The organism is Nannocystis punicea, from assembly GCF_026965555.1.
GTDB lineage: Bacteria > Myxococcota_A > Polyangia > Nannocystales > Nannocystaceae > Nannocystis > Nannocystis punicea.
Genome location: NZ_CP114040.1, coordinates 1,887,392 through 1,902,951 on the forward strand (window position 1 = coordinate 1,887,392; position 15,560 = coordinate 1,902,951).

Genomic DNA, 15,560 nt, shown 5'->3' on the forward strand with positions numbered 1-15,560 from the left:
CCGCGCGTGCGACTGCTCCGCCAGGTGGTGATGCTCGTCGAGAAGGACGGCGAGACGTTCGCCGCCCACTGGATCGAGTACCCGCACGGCGCCGGCAGCCGCACCCACCTCGCGGTGCTGGACTACCAGCCCACGCTCCTGCCCCGCGGCAAGGTGGCGCTCGCCTGGCGCGAGGCCCACGACGGCTGCGATCTGCAGGCGGCGAGGGCCCTGCTGGGGGCCGCGGGCTACCGGATCGTCGGCGAGCTCGCGGCGGGGTCGGACAGCCCGTCCGGCTGAGCCCGGCGTGCGCGCTGGACATCGTCGCGCGCGCTGTCGTGATTCGCGTCCTCGCCGCGGCGGGTGCTGCGGATCGCGCGGTCGCATGATTGACTGCATCGAATCGCGCGAATACCCGGGGTCTGAAGGCACCGATCAAAGCACGAGCGCGACGACATCGTCGTCGCGCTCGCTCGAATCGCGCGAATGCCCGGGGTCTGAAGGCACCGATCAAAGCACGAGCGCGACGACATCGTCGTCGCGCTCGCGTCATTCGTCAGGTTCGCGCGGAGCGGCCCGCGCGGCGTGCGATCACTGGACCACGCACACGCCCGCGCCGCCGGGGCCGGCGTGCGGGCAGTGGGTCACGTCGTCCGTCTGCGCGACCCCGGCGTGGTACAGGCGGCAGCCGACGGTGTCGCCGGCGGTGTCGGCCGTGGTGCCCGGGTACCAGTGGCTGCACTGATCGAGGCAGTCGGCCTCGTCGTTGTACAGGTTGAGGTCGTTCTCGCAATTGGCGAAGTACGTGGTGCAGTAATCGGCGCAGGCCGGGGCCGCGGCGTCGACGCACACGCCGGCGCCGTTCGGGCTGGCGTGCGGGCAGTGCTCGTTGGCGTCGACGGTGCTGGCGACCGTCACGTGGTACATGCGGCAGCCGAGCGTGTCGCCGGCGGTGTCGGCGGGCGTGCCGACGGGCCACTGGCCGCACTGGTCGAGGCAGGCCTGCATGTTGTCGTACTCGGCGAAGTCGACGCACGCCTCCTGGTAGATGCCGCAGTACGCATCGCAGGTGAGCTCCCCGCCGGTCGTCGTCGTGTCGGTGGTCGTATCGTCGGTCGTCGTGGTCGTCGGCGAGGTGGTCGTCGGCGAGGTGGTCGTCGGCGCCGTCGTCTCGGTCTCGGTCCCGGTCGTCGTGCTCTCGGTCGCCGTCCCGGTCGTCGTCTCGTCGGTGGTGTCGGTGCCGGTGGTGGTCGCTTGAGTCGCGTTGTCGGTGGTCGTCTCGGTGGTCGAGCCCCCGTTGTCGCCGCAGGCGACGAGGCCGAGAATCATCGGGGCGGTGAAAATCCAAGCTGCCTTACGCATCAGGAAGCATCCTTCGCAGGGTGTGGTCGGTGAGGATATCGTAACTGCGCGGCCGATGTTACACGCTCCGAGCCGGCCCCAGGGCCGCGCGCTCCGCGTATCGCGGATTGCCGCGAGTGCGATCGAATGCTCGTATTCGGCCGGTGAGAGCCCGCGAAAAAATTGATGCGCCGCCGTCGATCCGTGCGTCCGCCTCGTTCGTACTGCCCGGTTGCGCTTCATCGGCCGATGTGGACGTTCTCTGCGCGCGATCGCGGACGATTCCTCGGATGATTCGTGTGAATGAGCGCGATCGCGTCGCTGCCCCACAGAATTCCGCCTGTGCTCGCTCGGCCGCAGATCCAAAGGACTCGCGTAGGAGTAGGATGCTTCGACACGACGACGGTCGCGGCGCTGGTCGCCCGACCGGACGAGGAGGCTCGATGTACAAGAACTTGAGAGCGAAAACTGGGCTTGCGGTCGTCGCCATGGCTGCGATCTGCGGTGGAGGTTGGTGGACCTCCAACGTCCTCGCATCCGACCATGACGAGTCACCGCTCGTGAAAATGGACGCCGCGCAGGACATCACCGACCTGTACGTGTTCGAGAGCGGTGCGAACAAGACCACCATCATCGTCTGTTGGGCCGGCTTCAACGACAGCCGGCCCCAGCCCGACGATTCGGGGGTGTACGACGGCAACGCCCTCTACACCATCCACGTCGACAACGACGGCGACAACGTGGCCGACCTCAAATTCTACTGGCGTTACGGGACCAACGCGCAGGACGAGATCGGCATCCAGTGGGAGGGCATCCCCGGCGCCGATCCGGCAGTGTCCGGCCCGGTGGAGTCGGTCTTCCAGGCCGGCCGCTTCGCCCGCGTGTGGACGGGCCACGCCGACGACCCGTTCTTCTTCGACGCCCAGGGGTACCTCGAGGCGCTCGATACCGGGACGGTGTCGTTCATGAGCAACCGCGACTTCCTGGCCGGCTACAACGTCACCGCCGCGGCGATCGAGATCGACACGGACGTGCTGACCGGCGGCAACAAGATCCAGGTGTGGGCCACCTCGGCGAGGAAGATGTAGGAGGTCGCCATGACGAAGTACGCATCCATTCACGCAGCTCTCGGCGCGGCGCTGCTCTTCTCCTTCGCCGCGTGCGGCGACGACAAGGGCACCAGCACCGACACCGACTCGACCGCGACGATGGCGACGACCGAACCGGGGACGACCGAACCGGGGACGACCGAGCCGGGGACGACCGAACCGGGGACGACCACGACGGCCGAGCCTCCGACGACGGGCGAGCCCCCGACCACCAGCACCACCGACACGACCACCGGCGACAACGGGTTCGTGTTCCCGACCGATCCGTTCGACGCGTACACGCAGATCGATCGCCACGGCGCGGTCGAGGCGGGCACGGCCGGCATCGCCGCGGCGCAGGGCCTGGGCTTCAACATGGGCTCGGACATCTCGATCCGCGACGAGTACAACGCCAGCAACCCGGGCGAGGACGCCGACGGCAAGTGGCTGCCCGAGATCACCAACAGCGTCACGTTCTTCCTCGACGCGTTCACGGACGATCTCGAGGCCCTGCAGCTGAAGCCCGCGACCGTCGACATCGCCCTCGCGCAGGCGGGGCCGGTCATCGTGCCGGACACGATCAAGTACGATCCCAGCATGCCGACCGCGTACCCGAACGGCCGCAAGCTGACGGACCCGGTGGTCGACATCACCCTCGCGGCCGTGCTGCTCGAGCTCGGACCTGCGCAGCCGCTGTCGCTGTTCGCCGATCTGCCGCTGAACCCGCCCGCGAACGACGTGCCGTTCGGCGCGGAGTTCCCGTTCCTGGCGCCGCCGCACCTGCCCTGACCTCGCGGAAGTCACGGACGGCTCCCCGGGCGTGTTAGCCTCCCGGGGAGCCCTTCAGAGGTCCTCGCAGACCTCGAGCCGACCGTCATGGACCGCAAAACGACCCTCGTCTCGGCCGGCATCGCGTTCGGACTCTCGGCGCTCCTCTCGCAGATCGACCTCCGCGGCGCACCGGCGGCGGCGCCAATCGTCGCGCGGCAACCGGCGGCGGCAGCGACGGGAGCGAGCTATGCGTCGTTGCTCGCCGAGCTCGACCAGCGCATCGACGGCCTGCGCGTGCGCGCGAACAAGCGCTCCGACGATTGGCTGACGCGGATGCACCTCGGCGCGGCGCTGCTCGAGCGCGCCGGTCTGACGAATCAGATCGACGACTTCGCCCGCGTCCAGGACGTCCTCGACGAGGCGTTCGCGATCGCCCCCCCGAGCAGCGGACCGCTCGTGGTGGCCGCCCGCTTCAACTTCGCGATTCATCGCCTGGGCGAGGCCGAGAAATACCTCGACAAGATCGACCGCCGCGCCGTGCCCCGGCGCGACGATCAGCTGATCGCGCGCGTGCTGCGGGCGGAGATCGCGGTGCAGCGCGGCCAGTACGAGGACGCGTCCGCCGCGCTCACCGCGGCGGCCGCGTCGGAGCCGGCCGTGGCCACCGCCGAGCTCGCGCTCGTGCACGCCAGGACCGGCAAACCGCTCGAGGCCGAGGCGCTCCTCGAAGACGCCTTCCGGGCGACCAACCCGAACGATGCGCGGCGCCGGGCGTGGATGAAGCTGCAGCTCGGGATCGTGGCCATGGAGCGCGGGGAGCTGCAGCTCGCGTTAAAAAAGCTGCAGGAGGCCGAGGCCGAGCTCGCCGGCTGGTGGCTCGTGCAGGAGCACATCGCCGAGATCTACCATCGCCGCGACCAGCACGCCCAGGCGATCGCGATCTACGAGGAGCTGGTGCGCACCGCCGATCTGCCCCAGCACATGGACGCGCTCGCGGGCCTGTACCGCCACACCGGCGAGAAGCAGCGGGCCGACGAATTGATCGCGCGCTCGGCTGCGCGGTGGGAGGAGCAGCTCGCGCGCTTCCCCGAGGCGGCGATGGGCCACGCGCTGCAGCACTACCTGCAATTCGGGCCGCAGGAGCGGGCGCTGGAGCTCGCGCTGGCCAACCACGCGGCGCGCCCGGGTGGCGACGCGAAGGTGTCGCTGGCGACTGCGTACCTGCAATCGGGCCAGGCCGCCGAGGCGCTCGCGGTCGCGGAGCAGGCGCTCGCGTCGCCGTACCGCACTGCGCGGCTGCACGACGTCGCCGCGAAGGCCCATACCGCGCTGGGGCACAGCGCCGCCGCGGAGGAGCAGATGTCGCTGCTGCTCGCCATCAATCCGCGGTACTCGAGCGACGATCACTCGCACTGAGGGGCGCCGCGGAATTTCAGACCGCGCCGAGCACACGGCCGGCACGGAGAGCCGATGTCGCTGCTGCGGTGCTCGAGCGGCGAGCACTCTCCGTGAGAGTCGACGCGAAGGTTGACGGCCGGCGCGGAGAGCAGCGGTGGCTGCCGCGGCGCTCGAGCGGGGAGCATGATCCAGGAGAGTCGACGCGCAGACTCATGCAATGTCGCGGCTGCAGGTTTCGAGCGGCGAGTACTATTAATGAACGCCGCGGCGCTGGGGCACGCGGCCGTCGCTGCTGCGGTACGCGAGCGACGAACACTCGCGCTGTTCAGACCCGTGAACGGTCGCTCGCCCGTCGCTGCAGCGAGGGCGGCCGTCGGCTGCGCCGGGCGGGGGCTCGGCTCAGTCCGCTGATTCGGTCGAGCCGGCGCGAGGCTCGATCCGGGGAATCATGGCAGTCGGCTTTGCGGGTCCGCGGGCGGGCCGTAGCGTTGCCGTGTCATGACGCGGAGATCGATCGTCGGTGCACTCCTCCTCCTGTCGCCCGCCTGCGCCGAACGGAACCATGACACCGATTCACCGGCCGGCGTGGATACGACGGGGGGCGCCGAGACCACCGGCGGCGAGACCGAGGGCGCGGCGGTGCTGTCGCCGGCGGGCTTCGGTCGGCGGTTCGCGCAGGCGGCCTGCGCCAAGGTGTTCGACTGCTGCTCGCCCGTCGACGTCCGGCGGTTGTTCCTGACGTTCCCCGAGGAGGCAGTCTCCGACCGGAGCGCCTGCGAGGAGTTCCACGCGCGCAAGTTCGACCGCTTCGTGCGCGGGGTCGCCGGTTCGGCGCTGGAGGGCCGCTCCGAGTGGGACGGCGAGGCGGCGGCGGCCTGCGTCGAACGATTGAATGCGATGAGTTGCGACGAATACTCGGCGCTCGTTCGACCCCACGACGCAGGGATGATCGCGTGCCGGGTCCTGACGGGCAAGGTGTCGCCGGCCGGCGCGTGTCGCAGCGACGGCGAGTGCATCCGCGGGTTCTGCCGCGGCGCGGCGCAGTGGCAGGAGGGGGCCTGCGCGGAGCTGCCGGCCGTCGGCGAGGTGTGCCCGGACGACCGCTGCGAGGCCGGAGCGCGCTGCGACTGGGCGACCGCGCCGGGCGTGTGCGCGGCCCTCAAGGCCGACGGCGAGGCGTGCCGGAGCGACGACGAGTGCCGGTCGAACGGCTGCAGCGCGCCGGTGTTCGGCGCGGGAGAGTGCGGCGAGCCCCGCGTGTGCGACGGCGACCCGGCCGACGACGAGGACGTGATCGCGACCTGCGTCCTCGACCAGGGCGACGCGCGGATCCAGTGCAAGCTCGGCGGCGCCGACGCCTGGTCCTGTGATTGCCTCGAGCGCGGCGAGGTCGAGGCCCATTGCTCGCCGGGTTTGAACGATCCGCACGCCGACGTGTGTCGGCAGTTCAATTGTTGTCCCTGACGCAGGTCGAGCGCGAGGCCGACGACGTGTCTCTCGGGTCAGGTCGAATCCGGGCCGAGCAGGGCGGTCAGCAGCGGCAGCGGGTCGGCCTGCGTCACCCTCGCCAGGTGGGCCGCGGCGAGCTCGGCCTGCGCGGTGCCCTTGTCCTGCGCCAGCTTGAAAATTGCGCGCATCTCGACGATCTCGAGCTCGAAGCCGAAGACCATGCCGAGGAAGCGCTCGAAGTTGCGTTGCTCGCTCGTGAGGCGGTAGCCGGAGTCCTTCGGCTCGTGCAGCTCGGCCAGGCGGAACAGGATGTCGCGGACACGGTCGCGGTCGGTGAGCGGGTGCGCCAGCGCCTGGACGTGCACCGTGACGTAATTCCAGCCCGGGTACTGCTCGGTCGGGTAGATCGACGGGGTGATGTAATGATTCGGCCCGTGGAACAGGGCGTAGACGCGGGGGTCGGCGCGCAGGGCCTCGCCGTGGGGGTTGTTGCCGTCGAAGTGGCCGAGCAGGACGCCGTGGGGCCCGCGGGCGTCGTCGAGGACCAGGGGCACCTGCGTCACCACCGGCCACTGCGCGCCGGCGGAGATCAGGGTGGCCAGCGGGAAGGCCCGCATCACCGCGTGCAGCTTGGCGCGGTCGGTCGACTGGAACGGGGCCAGCGGGTACATGGCCGCTTCACGGGCAGTTCTGCGAGGTGACGGTCTCGCCGGTGACGGGCACGCCGTCGTCGGGCACGTCCTCGAAGGACACTGCGATCGACTGGCAGAAGCCGCCGCCGCAATTTTCCTGGCGGGCGACGTGGGCGTGCGGGCCGGTCGACCAGCCGGTCGAGCCGGTCAGGCCGACGACGCCGCCGCGCATCACCTGCTGGCCGAGGCTGACCTGGACCGCGCTCAAATGCGCGTACATCGAGCCGGTGCCGTCCTCGTGCAGGAGGGTCACGTAATTCGCATCGTTGATGCACTCCTCGCCGCCGCCGTTGTAGCAGGGGTCGCCGGGCTTGGTGTCGCCGTAGAGGCTACTGACAGTGCCGTCGGCGATCGCCACCAGCGGGGTGCCCGTGGCCAGCGAGAAGTCGAACGCGTAGGCCGAGTTGCCCTGGTGGCTGAAGTCGCCGAAGTTGCCCTGAGTGACCGTGGTGGTGGTGCCGCACTGCAGCGGCAGGAAGAAGCCGTCCTCGTTCGGCGGCGGCTCCTCCGGGATGCACTGGACGAGGCCGCCGAACACGTAGCCCTCGGGCCAGTCGCCGGGGACCTGGTACCACGTGTCGGTGCCGTCGATGTTCTCGCCCTGCACCGTCGCCAGGACGTCGACGACGGCGCCGTCGGGCAGGGTGCCGAGCGCCGGCATCGCCGTCGACGGGGTCGGCCGGACGTTCAGCACGTCGCCGGGGGTGACGACGCGGATCTTCGGGCAGGGGTCGAGCGGCTCGCCGGTGGTGCCGGTGGTGTCGGGGCCGGTGGTCGGATCGACGCCGGTGGTCGGATCGAGGCCCGTCGTGCTCGAGGCCTCGCCCGGGTCGGTGGTGCCCGTCGTGGTCGACGTCGGCTCGGGGCCGCCGGTGGTGGTGGTCGTGCCGCCCGGGTCGGTGCCGTCGCTGTCGTCGCCTTCCGTGGTGAGGAACGGCGAGCTCGCCGAGTCGCTCGCCTGCGGCTCGCCTCCGGAGGCGCAGGCGGTGCTGAGGACGACGAGCGCGAGCCACGGACACAAGCGAGCGTGCATGCTTCGGGGGTACTCGAAAGCGCGCACGAATTCAAGCGGCGCGCCTGCAGTTGTAGATGTTCGCGAGGGCGAGCAGGCGTGAACGGGCATGTCCTTGACGACATGTCCGAGTCGATATGCCCTTGAAGACATGTCCTGAAAGATATGTCGTCGTTCAGTCGGTGGGCGGCTCGAACGACAGCTGAGCCCGTCGCAGCTCGTCGCGCACGCCGGGGTAGGCGGGCGCGGGGGCCATGGCGATGACGTGGAAGGCGCGCAGGCCGACGACGTAGACGGCGTAGTCCATCTCGAAGGCGCCCTCGGCCCCGGCGAGGCTGGCGTGGAGGATCTCGCCGCTCGCGTGGGTGCCCGAGAGCGGCTCGGCGGGCTGGAAGCTGGCGGTGGGCCAGCTGCTGCGGATGCGCTCGGGCACCTGCTGCATCAGGGCGGCGACGGTGGTCTCCTCGTCGAGCGGCTCGAGCACGACGGTGACGTGGGCGTCGACGTCGGGGCGGAGGATCCAGCGGTCGCTGGCGGCGTTCTGCTGCGCCAAGAGCTCGGCCGAGGCGGTGATCCACCGCTCGTTCGGGGCGGTGATGGCGTAGGGCGCGGCGTTGCCGACGACGCGCCCGGCCCCCTTCGGCAGGGCGGCGCTGGCGGGCAGGACGAACGACTCGATCGCCGCGCGCAGCTCGGGCTCGACAGCGGCGAAGTTGCGCTCGCCGGTGAAGCCGATCAGCTGATAGGCCGAGCCGTAGGCGGTGACGAGGCCGGCGAGGTACTCGACGTTCTGGCCGTCGACGGTCGCGCGCATGCGCAGCAGCTTGCCGGTGTCGGGGTGGCCCGGCAGCGCGACGGCGTCGATCAGCTCGAAGCTGCTGGCGGCGGCGCGCATGTTGCCGACGACGGTGTCGACGAACGGCGCGAGCGGGACCATGGTGTCGGGCACGCGCTCGGCGATGACGAGGATGTGGGCGTCGAGGTCGGGGCGGATGAGCCAGCGATCGGCGAGCGGGTTGTCGCGCTTGGCCGCCTCGTCGGTGCGCAGGTACCAGCGCTCGGAGGGCGAGCGCAGGCGATAGTCGACGATCTGGCCGACGACGTCGCCGACAGGCTCGCTCGACAGCTCGCCGCGGGCGCTGAGGACGGTGCGGGCGATCGGGTTCTGGCCGGAGAAGAGGATGTAGAGGCCGAGCCCCTCGAGGAGGAGGTAGAGGCCGAAGAGGAGGGAGGCGAGGCCGATCTGCAGCCGCCGCGGGTGACCCACGAGCAGCAGCAGGAAGGCGGCGCTGACCCCCACCTGCATGCCGGCGGCCAGCCACTCGCCCGCGAGCGCGCGGGCCAGAGTGAAGAGGACGAGGCCGAGGCCGATGCGGATGACGCTGAGCTTGACCGCGCCGGCGCTGCCGCTCAAAAGGCTGACCCCGAGCGCGATGTCGATGATGGCGGTGACGGGGAAGCTCGGGGTCAGCAGGTCGGGCTTGCTCGACTCGGGCATCAAGAAGGTCTCGAGCAGGACCAGGACCGCGTTGACGATCATCAGACCGCCGGCGATCCGATGCCCGGTGGACGCCTTGAGCCCGAGGGCGACCTCGTCGTATTCAGCGCCGGAACGGTTCACGATCGCCAGCGTATCCGCCCGCTGTCAGCCCGACAAGCGCGAGCTGGCGGACGTGAGGGCGCTCGATGTCGGCGGCGAAAGTTGGAAGCAGCGAGGCTTCGGTCGCGATAGGCGAAGACGATGTGCACCGATTCGCCGGCTTCGCGCGCGAACAGGTCGGGCACAATCATCGGCTCGACGCCCGCGCGGCCGTCGGACCTCGATGGCAGATGGCGAGTGAATCTGCGCGGCCGAGGTCAGGCGAATCCCCGGCGTTCGCGCAGTCTGCCAGGAGGGCAGAGATCGAGCCGGGTCGTGGCGTCGGTCTCGCGCGCGAATTCGCGCCTCCGGTCGGCGGCTGGGCAGGAAACCCCGTGGGGCTGGCCCGAACCGCTCGAGGGGGCGGCGGCGCGAGCGCGAAAACGTGCTTGACGCCCTACTACATGGGTAGTACTACAACTGTCGTTCATGAGCGAGTCACACCAACTCAGCGATCTGCAGCTCGGCCTGCTGCGGATCTTGTGGGACCGCGGCGAGGCGACCGCGACCGATGTCCACACGGCCTTGCTCGAGCAGGATCGCGAGCTGGCGCCGACCACGGTGTCGACGATGCTGTCGCGGCTCGAGAAGAAGGGCACGGTGACGCACCGCGTCGAGGGGCGGCAGTTCATCTACCGCGCGCTCGTCAGCGAGGACGAGGTCCGGCGCTCGATGCTGTCGCGGGTCACCGACTACTTCTTCGGCGGCGACGTGTCGGCGCTCGTCAGCCACCTGGTCGAGGACAGGGACGTCGATCCGGACGACGTCGCGCGCCTCAAGCAGCTCCTGGGCCAGAGATCCGGCGAAGCGGAGGACGACGACGATGCTTGATCCTGCAGCCTCTCTCGCCGACCCGGCGGTGCATACGGTGGTGAGCTGGCTGGGCACGTACTTCGTGCACAGCACGGTGCTCATCGGCGGCGTGTGGGCCTTCAACCGCTTCCTCCCGCTCGACTCGCTGACCCGCAGCCTGCTGTGGAAGATGTCGCTGGTCGGCGGGCTGTTCACGGCGACGCTGCAGACAGGGCTCGGGGTCGAGCCGCTGTTCGGCAGCGTGAACGTCGAGGCCGGCTCGCTGGCGCCGGGCGAGCCGCCGCTGGCGCCGGCCACCGCGATCGCGCCGCCGCCCCCGCCGGTCCACGCGATGGCGATGCCGGTGGCGGTGCCGCAGGTGCACGCGTGCGTCGGCTGCGAGCCGCAGGTGCTGGTGGTCTCCGACGAGGGCGTGACGGCGGTGTTCGCCGCACCCGCGCACGTGCGGGTCGAGCACGCGGCGTTCCTCGAGCCGGTGATCCTCGGCGACTCGACGGCGTACCCCGAGCCCGCGCTCATGCCGGCGGCGGCTCTGCCGGCGCCGCCGACCCCCCCGCTCGTCACGGCGGCGCCGGGGGCCCGCGAGTCGGAGGCCGGCGCGGCGGCGTGGATCTTCGCCGGGCTGATCGCGCTCGGGGCGACTGCCTCGCTCGGCCGGCTCGGAGTGACGGCGATCCGTCTGCGCCGCGGCCTCCGCGGGCGCACGCCGCTGCGCCAGGGTCCGCTGCGCGAGCGGCTGGCGCGGTTGATGGCGCACGTACGTGTCCCTCAGGACAGTGTCCGATTGACCATGTCCGAAAGGGTAGGTTCGCCGATGGCCCTGGCCAGCCGCGAGATCGTGGTGCCGGCGCGGGCGCACGGGCTGGCGCCGCGCCAGCAAGAGGCGATGCTGGCCCACGAGCTGGCCCACGTGCTGCGCCGTGACCCGGCCTGGCAGGTGCTGGCGTCGGTGCTCGAGGCGGCGCTGTTCTTCCAGCCGCTCAACCGGGTGGCCCGCCGCGGGATGCAAGAGGCGGCCGAGGAGCTGTGTGACGACTGGGCGGTCCGCCACACCGGGTCCGGGCTGCACCTGGCCCGCTGTCTGACGGAGGTGGCGCAGTGGCCCGGCCGGACCGACCTGGCCGGGAAGTTCGCCAGCCCGATGGCCGGCAAGAGCTCGCTGCTGGTGCGCCGGGTCGAGCGCCTGCTCGACGCGCGGACGCGCGAGCGCGGCCGCTGGGCCAGGCGCTGGCGCGGGCTGCTCGGCGCGGCGCTGCTGGCGATGGTCGGGCTCGGCGCGCCGGGGCTGTCGCTGTCGGTGGCGCGCGCCGAGGTGCCCGAGCCGCCGGTGCCGCCAGATCCGCCGGAGTTGATGCCGGAGCCGACGTTCGTGAGCGCGGCTCCCGGGGCGCCGCCGACGACGGTGCTCGGCGCGGCTCCGGTCCCGCCCATGCCGCCGACGACGGTGCTCGGCGTGCCGCCGACGCCGCCGATGGCGACCGCGTTCGGCGCGGCTCCGTCGACGCCGGCGGCCGCTCCCGGGACGGTCGGGTCGCTGACCGCGAAGCAGCGACGGGCGCTGCGGCGGGCCGAGCGGCACGAGCAGAAGGCCGTCGAGCTGCGCGTGCATGAGGTGCCGCCGGCCTCGTCGGTCCACGTGTTCGTGCCGGAGAACCACGTGGTGCCGGCGCCGAAGCTGCACGTGATGCCGGTGCCGCCGACGCCGCCTCCGCCGCACGCGAGGTTCTCGGTGCCGCCGACGCCGCCGACGCCGCCGTCGCCGCCTGCATATCGCTTCGCGGTAGCGAGTGACGACGACGACGACGACGACGCTGACGACGACAGCTGTTCGGGCGACTACGGCGTCTACCACGGTCAGGTGGTCGTGGGGCCGCGCGCGGAGAAGCTGGTGCGCGAGGGCGCGAAGATGGCGGTCAAGGCGAAGGTGATCGACGCCAAGCAGCTCCGCGATCTCGAGCGCGCGGCGGCGGCGATCGCCAAGCAGGCGAGCAAGCTCGACGCGGCGAAGATCGAGGCGCTCAAGGCCCGCGCGGAGGCGCTGGCCCGCCGCGCGCCGGAGCTCAGCCCGCAGCAGTTGGCCGAGCTGGCCGGTCGCGCGGGGAAGATCGCGGCCGAGGTCGAGCGCAAGGTCGAACACCTCGACCTCGCCGGCCTCGCCGACGCGCTCGAAGACCTCGACGTCGACGGCATCGCCGAGGAGGTCGAACGCGAGGTCGAGCGCTCGCTGCGAGCCTCCGGCCACGGGCGCGACTGGACGGCGGCCGAGGCTCAGCGCGCGGCGATGCGCGAGCAACGTCGCGCCGAGCGCGAGCACGACATGGGCCAGCGCGAGGTCCAGCGCGAGGCGCGGGCGGAGCAGCGGCGCGTCGACCGTGAGCGCCTGCAGGTCGAGGCAGAGGCGCGGCGCGCCCAGGCCGAGGGCCGCCGCGTGGCCGAGGAAGCCAGGCGGGTCCAGCGGGCCCGCGCCCGCGCCGGCGAGGCGGTCCGCCGCGAGGTGGAGCGAGCGCTGCGCGACAACGTGATCGACGCCGAGGAGCAGCGCCGGATCGAAGACGCGGCGCGCAAGGCCGGCGAGGCCGGCTAGGACTCGCGCGGCGCCGTTCGTCCGGAGCTCCGGGCGGGCGGCGCATGTCCGTGAGAGCAGGTTCGAAAGGATATGTTCAAGAGGGCATGCTCCAAGGGGCATGTCCTTTCGAGCATCACGCAGCTCCGGCGGTTCTCTCGGCTTTCACCGGCTGGGGCGCCCGGTAAGGCGCCGGGCGGCTTGATTCGCAGGCTTGCGCGGCGAGGGGAGGACCTCGCTCCAAGGGGCATGTCCTTTCGAGCATCACGCAGCTCCGGCGGTTCTCTCGGCTTTCACCGGCTGGGGCGCCCGGTAAGGCGCTGGGCGGCTTGATTCGCAGGCTTGCGCGGCGAGGGGAGGACCTCGCTCCAAGGGGCATGTCCTTTCGAGCATCACGCAGCTCCGGCGGTTCTCTCGGCTTTCACCGGCTGGGGCGCCCGGTAAGGCGCTGGGCGGCTTGATTCGCAGGCTTGCGCGGCGAGGGGAGGACCTCGGCGATGGGTCGCGTGGAGCGAGGCGATCGCGCGATCGCGACAAGAGGTGAGCTCGGGGGAATTGAGATGTCCGCTCGGACAGGTCGAGCGGAGGTGCCGGGTGGCGAGTCGGGGCCGAGCGGGCCGACTGCTCGCGGCTGCTCCTGCCTCGCGCGCCCGCCAGAACGCGAGTAAGCCCGGGAGATCGGGCTCCGGATCAATAGTTGTGAGCGAGGACGCCGTCGGCGAAGTAGGTGTCCGGCGCGTCGACCGAGAGCTCCCAGACCTCGCTGGTGCCGTCGGGGACGATGCTCTCGATCGGGAGCGCGGCGCCGTCGCGCCCGAGCAGACGATCGCCGACGTGCAGGTCCTGCGCGGGCCGGAAGGCGCCCACGCGCGGGAGCCACAGCGGGTGCTCGCCGGTGACTCGCAGCGCCCGGCCGTCGGCGAGCCGGATCTGCAGGACCGGGCGCTCGCCGCGGGAGGCGCGGCGCAGGACGTGGGCGACCTGCGCCTCGCCGCGGAGGACGTCGAAGGACAGGACGGTCGCTCCGGGCGCGAGGGCCTCGATCGCGACAGGGCCGGCCGGCGTGTCGATCGGCGTGCCGGTGGCGAAGCACACCGCGCCCGAGTGGCCCCAGCGCGCGGCGCCCGTGACCGGCGAGAGCGTGCCGTCGGCGGCGCGTCCGCACGCCAGCAGGGCGACGTCGCTGGAGCAGCCGACGACGCCGGTGAAGCCCGGCTCTTCGGCCGCCCAGCCTTCCTCGCCGGCCTCGAGCGCGAGGGTCAGCGGCCGGCCCGCGGTCGCAGGTTGGGCCTGCCACGCGTCCCACAGCGTCCGCGGGACGCTGGAGAACGCGTGCTGCGGGTCGCACTGGAGCGTGATTCGAGCGCCGGGCGGGCCCGGGTGGCGCTCGGCGAGCAGGACGATCGACTCGGCGCCGGCGGGCCATTCGCGCACCGTGAGGGTCGTGCCCAGTGAGCAGTCGTAGCTCTCGCTCGCGGCCACGAGCTCGACGGCGGGGTGCTGCGTCGGGTCCTCGCCCGGAGCCAGCGGCGTGGGCTCGCCGCGGGTGGGCCGGCCGTCGCGCACCAGCACGCGGTCGATGAAGTAGGTGTCGGGCGCGCTGACGTCGGCGACATCGACGCCGTAGGAGCGCTTGTTCGTCTGCACCTCGCGGACCTCGACCGGTCCGTCGAGGCCGAACAGGCGATCGCCGGCGGCGACCTCCGACGCGCGGACCCACGTCGCCTGATCGATGCGCCAGAGCTCCTGTTTGGGCGGGATGTCGATCCGCTCGCCCGTCGTCAGCCGGAGCTCCACCATCGTGGCCGACCGTCGCTCTTGCCGGGACCGCAGGTCGACGCGCACGCGGTCGCCCGTCGTCGGGTCGGCGCCGATGAGCTGGAGGCCGGGTCTCATGGCGAGGTAGTCGCCGCTCTCGCCCGAAGGGGTGAGGAGGCGCGGGCCGCTGTGCCATGTCTCCTCGACTGATACTTCGGGATGTGCCGAGGCCGGGGCGTTCGGATTGCGGGAGGGATGCAGCGCGCCGCTCTGGTCGCGCAGGCAGACGCCGAGCGCGTACTTCTTCTCGCAGGCGACGAGCGGCGGCTCGATGCGCACGCGGAGCCGCGCCGGTTCGCGGTTCGTGGCGGGTGCTGCGACGGCCAGCAGCTCGCGCGGCAGCTCGAACATCACGGGCGACGTGCAGTCGGCCGGCTCGAGGTTGCGGACCTCCGCCTCTCCGGCCACGACGGCGAGCGACACGAGCGGCGCTGCGAGCGGGACCAGGGGCACGTCGATGTCGAGCGCACAGCGGTCGACGGAGCCGCGGATCCACGGGTAAGTGAGCATCGCGTCGTCGAGCGCGGGAGGTTCGGGGGGGGCCGGCGGTGGTGGCGACGGCGGAGGGGGCTGCGGCGTCGGCACGGGCGCCGGCGGGGTCTCGAGCTGGACTTCGGGCGTGCACCCCACGAGCGAGAAGAGGAGGACGGAGGCGGTCGCGCGACGCATCTGGCGCCCAGGGACGGGGTCGAGGCCGTGATATTCGCGCGGCCGCGTAGATCGTGCCACGATCGAGGCTCACGTCCATGGCCCGAGGAGAGCGCGCCGCCGCGATGCGGCCGCGAACCGCCGGAGCCCGCGCCGGCGGTCCAACCGCGCGTGATGGGAGGCGCGTGCTGGAGAGGCACCTGCTGCCGCGGCTGCCGGAGGCGTGAGACTGCGCGGGCCGGAAGGCGGGGCAGGCGAGGTCGGCGTGCCGGCCTTCCGTGTCTCAATACTGTTGAGATGTCCAAAAGGACATGTGTCATGAGGCCGATCCGATAACCATGTCCTTTCA

The 15,560-nt window shown here is 71.6% G+C and carries 12 protein-coding genes; 7 read left to right on the forward strand and 5 right to left on the reverse strand.

Annotated features, from left to right (window positions below; translation table 11 throughout):
• Nucleotides 1-6 precede the first annotated feature (6 nt).
• Nucleotides 7-279, forward strand: a complete 273-nt coding sequence (locus O0S08_RS07360; RefSeq protein WP_269038309.1) for a hypothetical protein — start codon at nucleotides 7-9, stop codon at nucleotides 277-279.
• A 291-nt stretch (nucleotides 280-570) separates the two neighbouring features.
• Here O0S08_RS07360 and O0S08_RS07365 read toward each other — a convergent pair whose 3' ends face one another.
• Complete coding sequence (locus O0S08_RS07365) at nucleotides 571-1,341, reverse strand: hypothetical protein (protein ID WP_269038310.1); 771 nt, start codon at nucleotides 1,339-1,341, stop codon at nucleotides 571-573.
• 467 nt (nucleotides 1,342-1,808) lie between these two features.
• Here O0S08_RS07365 and O0S08_RS07370 point away from each other — a divergent pair, with 467 nt between their 5' ends.
• The 4 genes from O0S08_RS07370 (at nucleotide 1,809) to O0S08_RS07385 (ending at nucleotide 6,041) form a co-directional block, all read left to right on the forward strand.
• Entirely contained in the window at nucleotides 1,809-2,408 is a 600-nt protein-coding gene (locus tag O0S08_RS07370) for a DUF4331 family protein (RefSeq protein ID WP_269038311.1), read from the forward strand.
• Nucleotides 2,409-2,417: 9 nt separating this feature from the next.
• The gene (locus O0S08_RS07375) at nucleotides 2,418-3,197 is read left to right on the forward strand and encodes a hypothetical protein (RefSeq protein ID WP_269038312.1); all 780 of its coding nucleotides are present in this window, start codon (nucleotides 2,418-2,420) and stop codon (nucleotides 3,195-3,197) included.
• An 87-nt stretch (nucleotides 3,198-3,284) separates the two neighbouring features.
• Nucleotides 3,285-4,595, forward strand: coding sequence for a tetratricopeptide repeat protein (locus O0S08_RS07380; protein ID WP_269038313.1), 1,311 nt, complete (start codon nucleotides 3,285-3,287; stop codon nucleotides 4,593-4,595).
• Nucleotides 4,596-5,075: 480 nt separating this feature from the next.
• Nucleotides 5,076-6,041, forward strand: a complete 966-nt coding sequence (locus tag O0S08_RS07385) for a hypothetical protein (RefSeq protein ID WP_269038314.1) — start codon at nucleotides 5,076-5,078, stop codon at nucleotides 6,039-6,041.
• Nucleotides 6,042-6,079: 38 nt separating this feature from the next.
• On the opposite strand, the gene O0S08_RS07390 is transcribed toward O0S08_RS07385, so the two are convergent.
• From O0S08_RS07390 to O0S08_RS07400, 3 genes are all read right to left on the reverse strand, one after another.
• Nucleotides 6,080-6,697, reverse strand: a complete 618-nt coding sequence (locus O0S08_RS07390) for an FMN-binding negative transcriptional regulator (protein WP_269038315.1) — start codon at nucleotides 6,695-6,697, stop codon at nucleotides 6,080-6,082.
• Between the two features lie 7 nt (nucleotides 6,698-6,704).
• Nucleotides 6,705-7,751, reverse strand: coding sequence for a peptidoglycan DD-metalloendopeptidase family protein (locus O0S08_RS07395; RefSeq protein WP_269038316.1), 1,047 nt, complete (start codon nucleotides 7,749-7,751; stop codon nucleotides 6,705-6,707).
• A 154-nt stretch (nucleotides 7,752-7,905) separates the two neighbouring features.
• On the reverse strand, nucleotides 7,906-9,351 hold the full coding sequence (locus O0S08_RS07400; protein ID WP_269038317.1) for a hypothetical protein: 1,446 nt from the start codon (nucleotides 9,349-9,351) through the stop codon (nucleotides 7,906-7,908).
• 447 nt (nucleotides 9,352-9,798) lie between these two features.
• Here O0S08_RS07400 and O0S08_RS07405 point away from each other — a divergent pair, with 447 nt between their 5' ends.
• Both O0S08_RS07405 and O0S08_RS07410 read left to right on the forward strand, forming a co-directional pair.
• Nucleotides 9,799-10,200: a BlaI/MecI/CopY family transcriptional regulator gene (locus tag O0S08_RS07405; RefSeq protein ID WP_269038318.1), complete on the forward strand. Its 402-nt coding sequence runs from the start codon at nucleotides 9,799-9,801 to the stop codon at nucleotides 10,198-10,200.
• Nucleotides 10,193-12,766 carry a M56 family metallopeptidase gene (locus tag O0S08_RS07410; protein WP_269038319.1) on the forward strand — a complete coding sequence of 858 codons (2,574 nt, stop codon included), beginning with the start codon at nucleotides 10,193-10,195 and terminating at the stop codon, nucleotides 12,764-12,766. Before O0S08_RS07405 ends, O0S08_RS07410 begins: the two co-directional genes overlap by 8 nt.
• Before the next feature lie 669 nt (nucleotides 12,767-13,435).
• Here the strand turns inward: O0S08_RS07410 and O0S08_RS07415 are convergent.
• On the reverse strand, nucleotides 13,436-15,232 hold the full coding sequence (locus tag O0S08_RS07415) for a Hint domain-containing protein (RefSeq protein WP_269038320.1): 1,797 nt from the start codon (nucleotides 15,230-15,232) through the stop codon (nucleotides 13,436-13,438).
• Nucleotides 15,233-15,560: the final 328 nt, after the last annotated feature.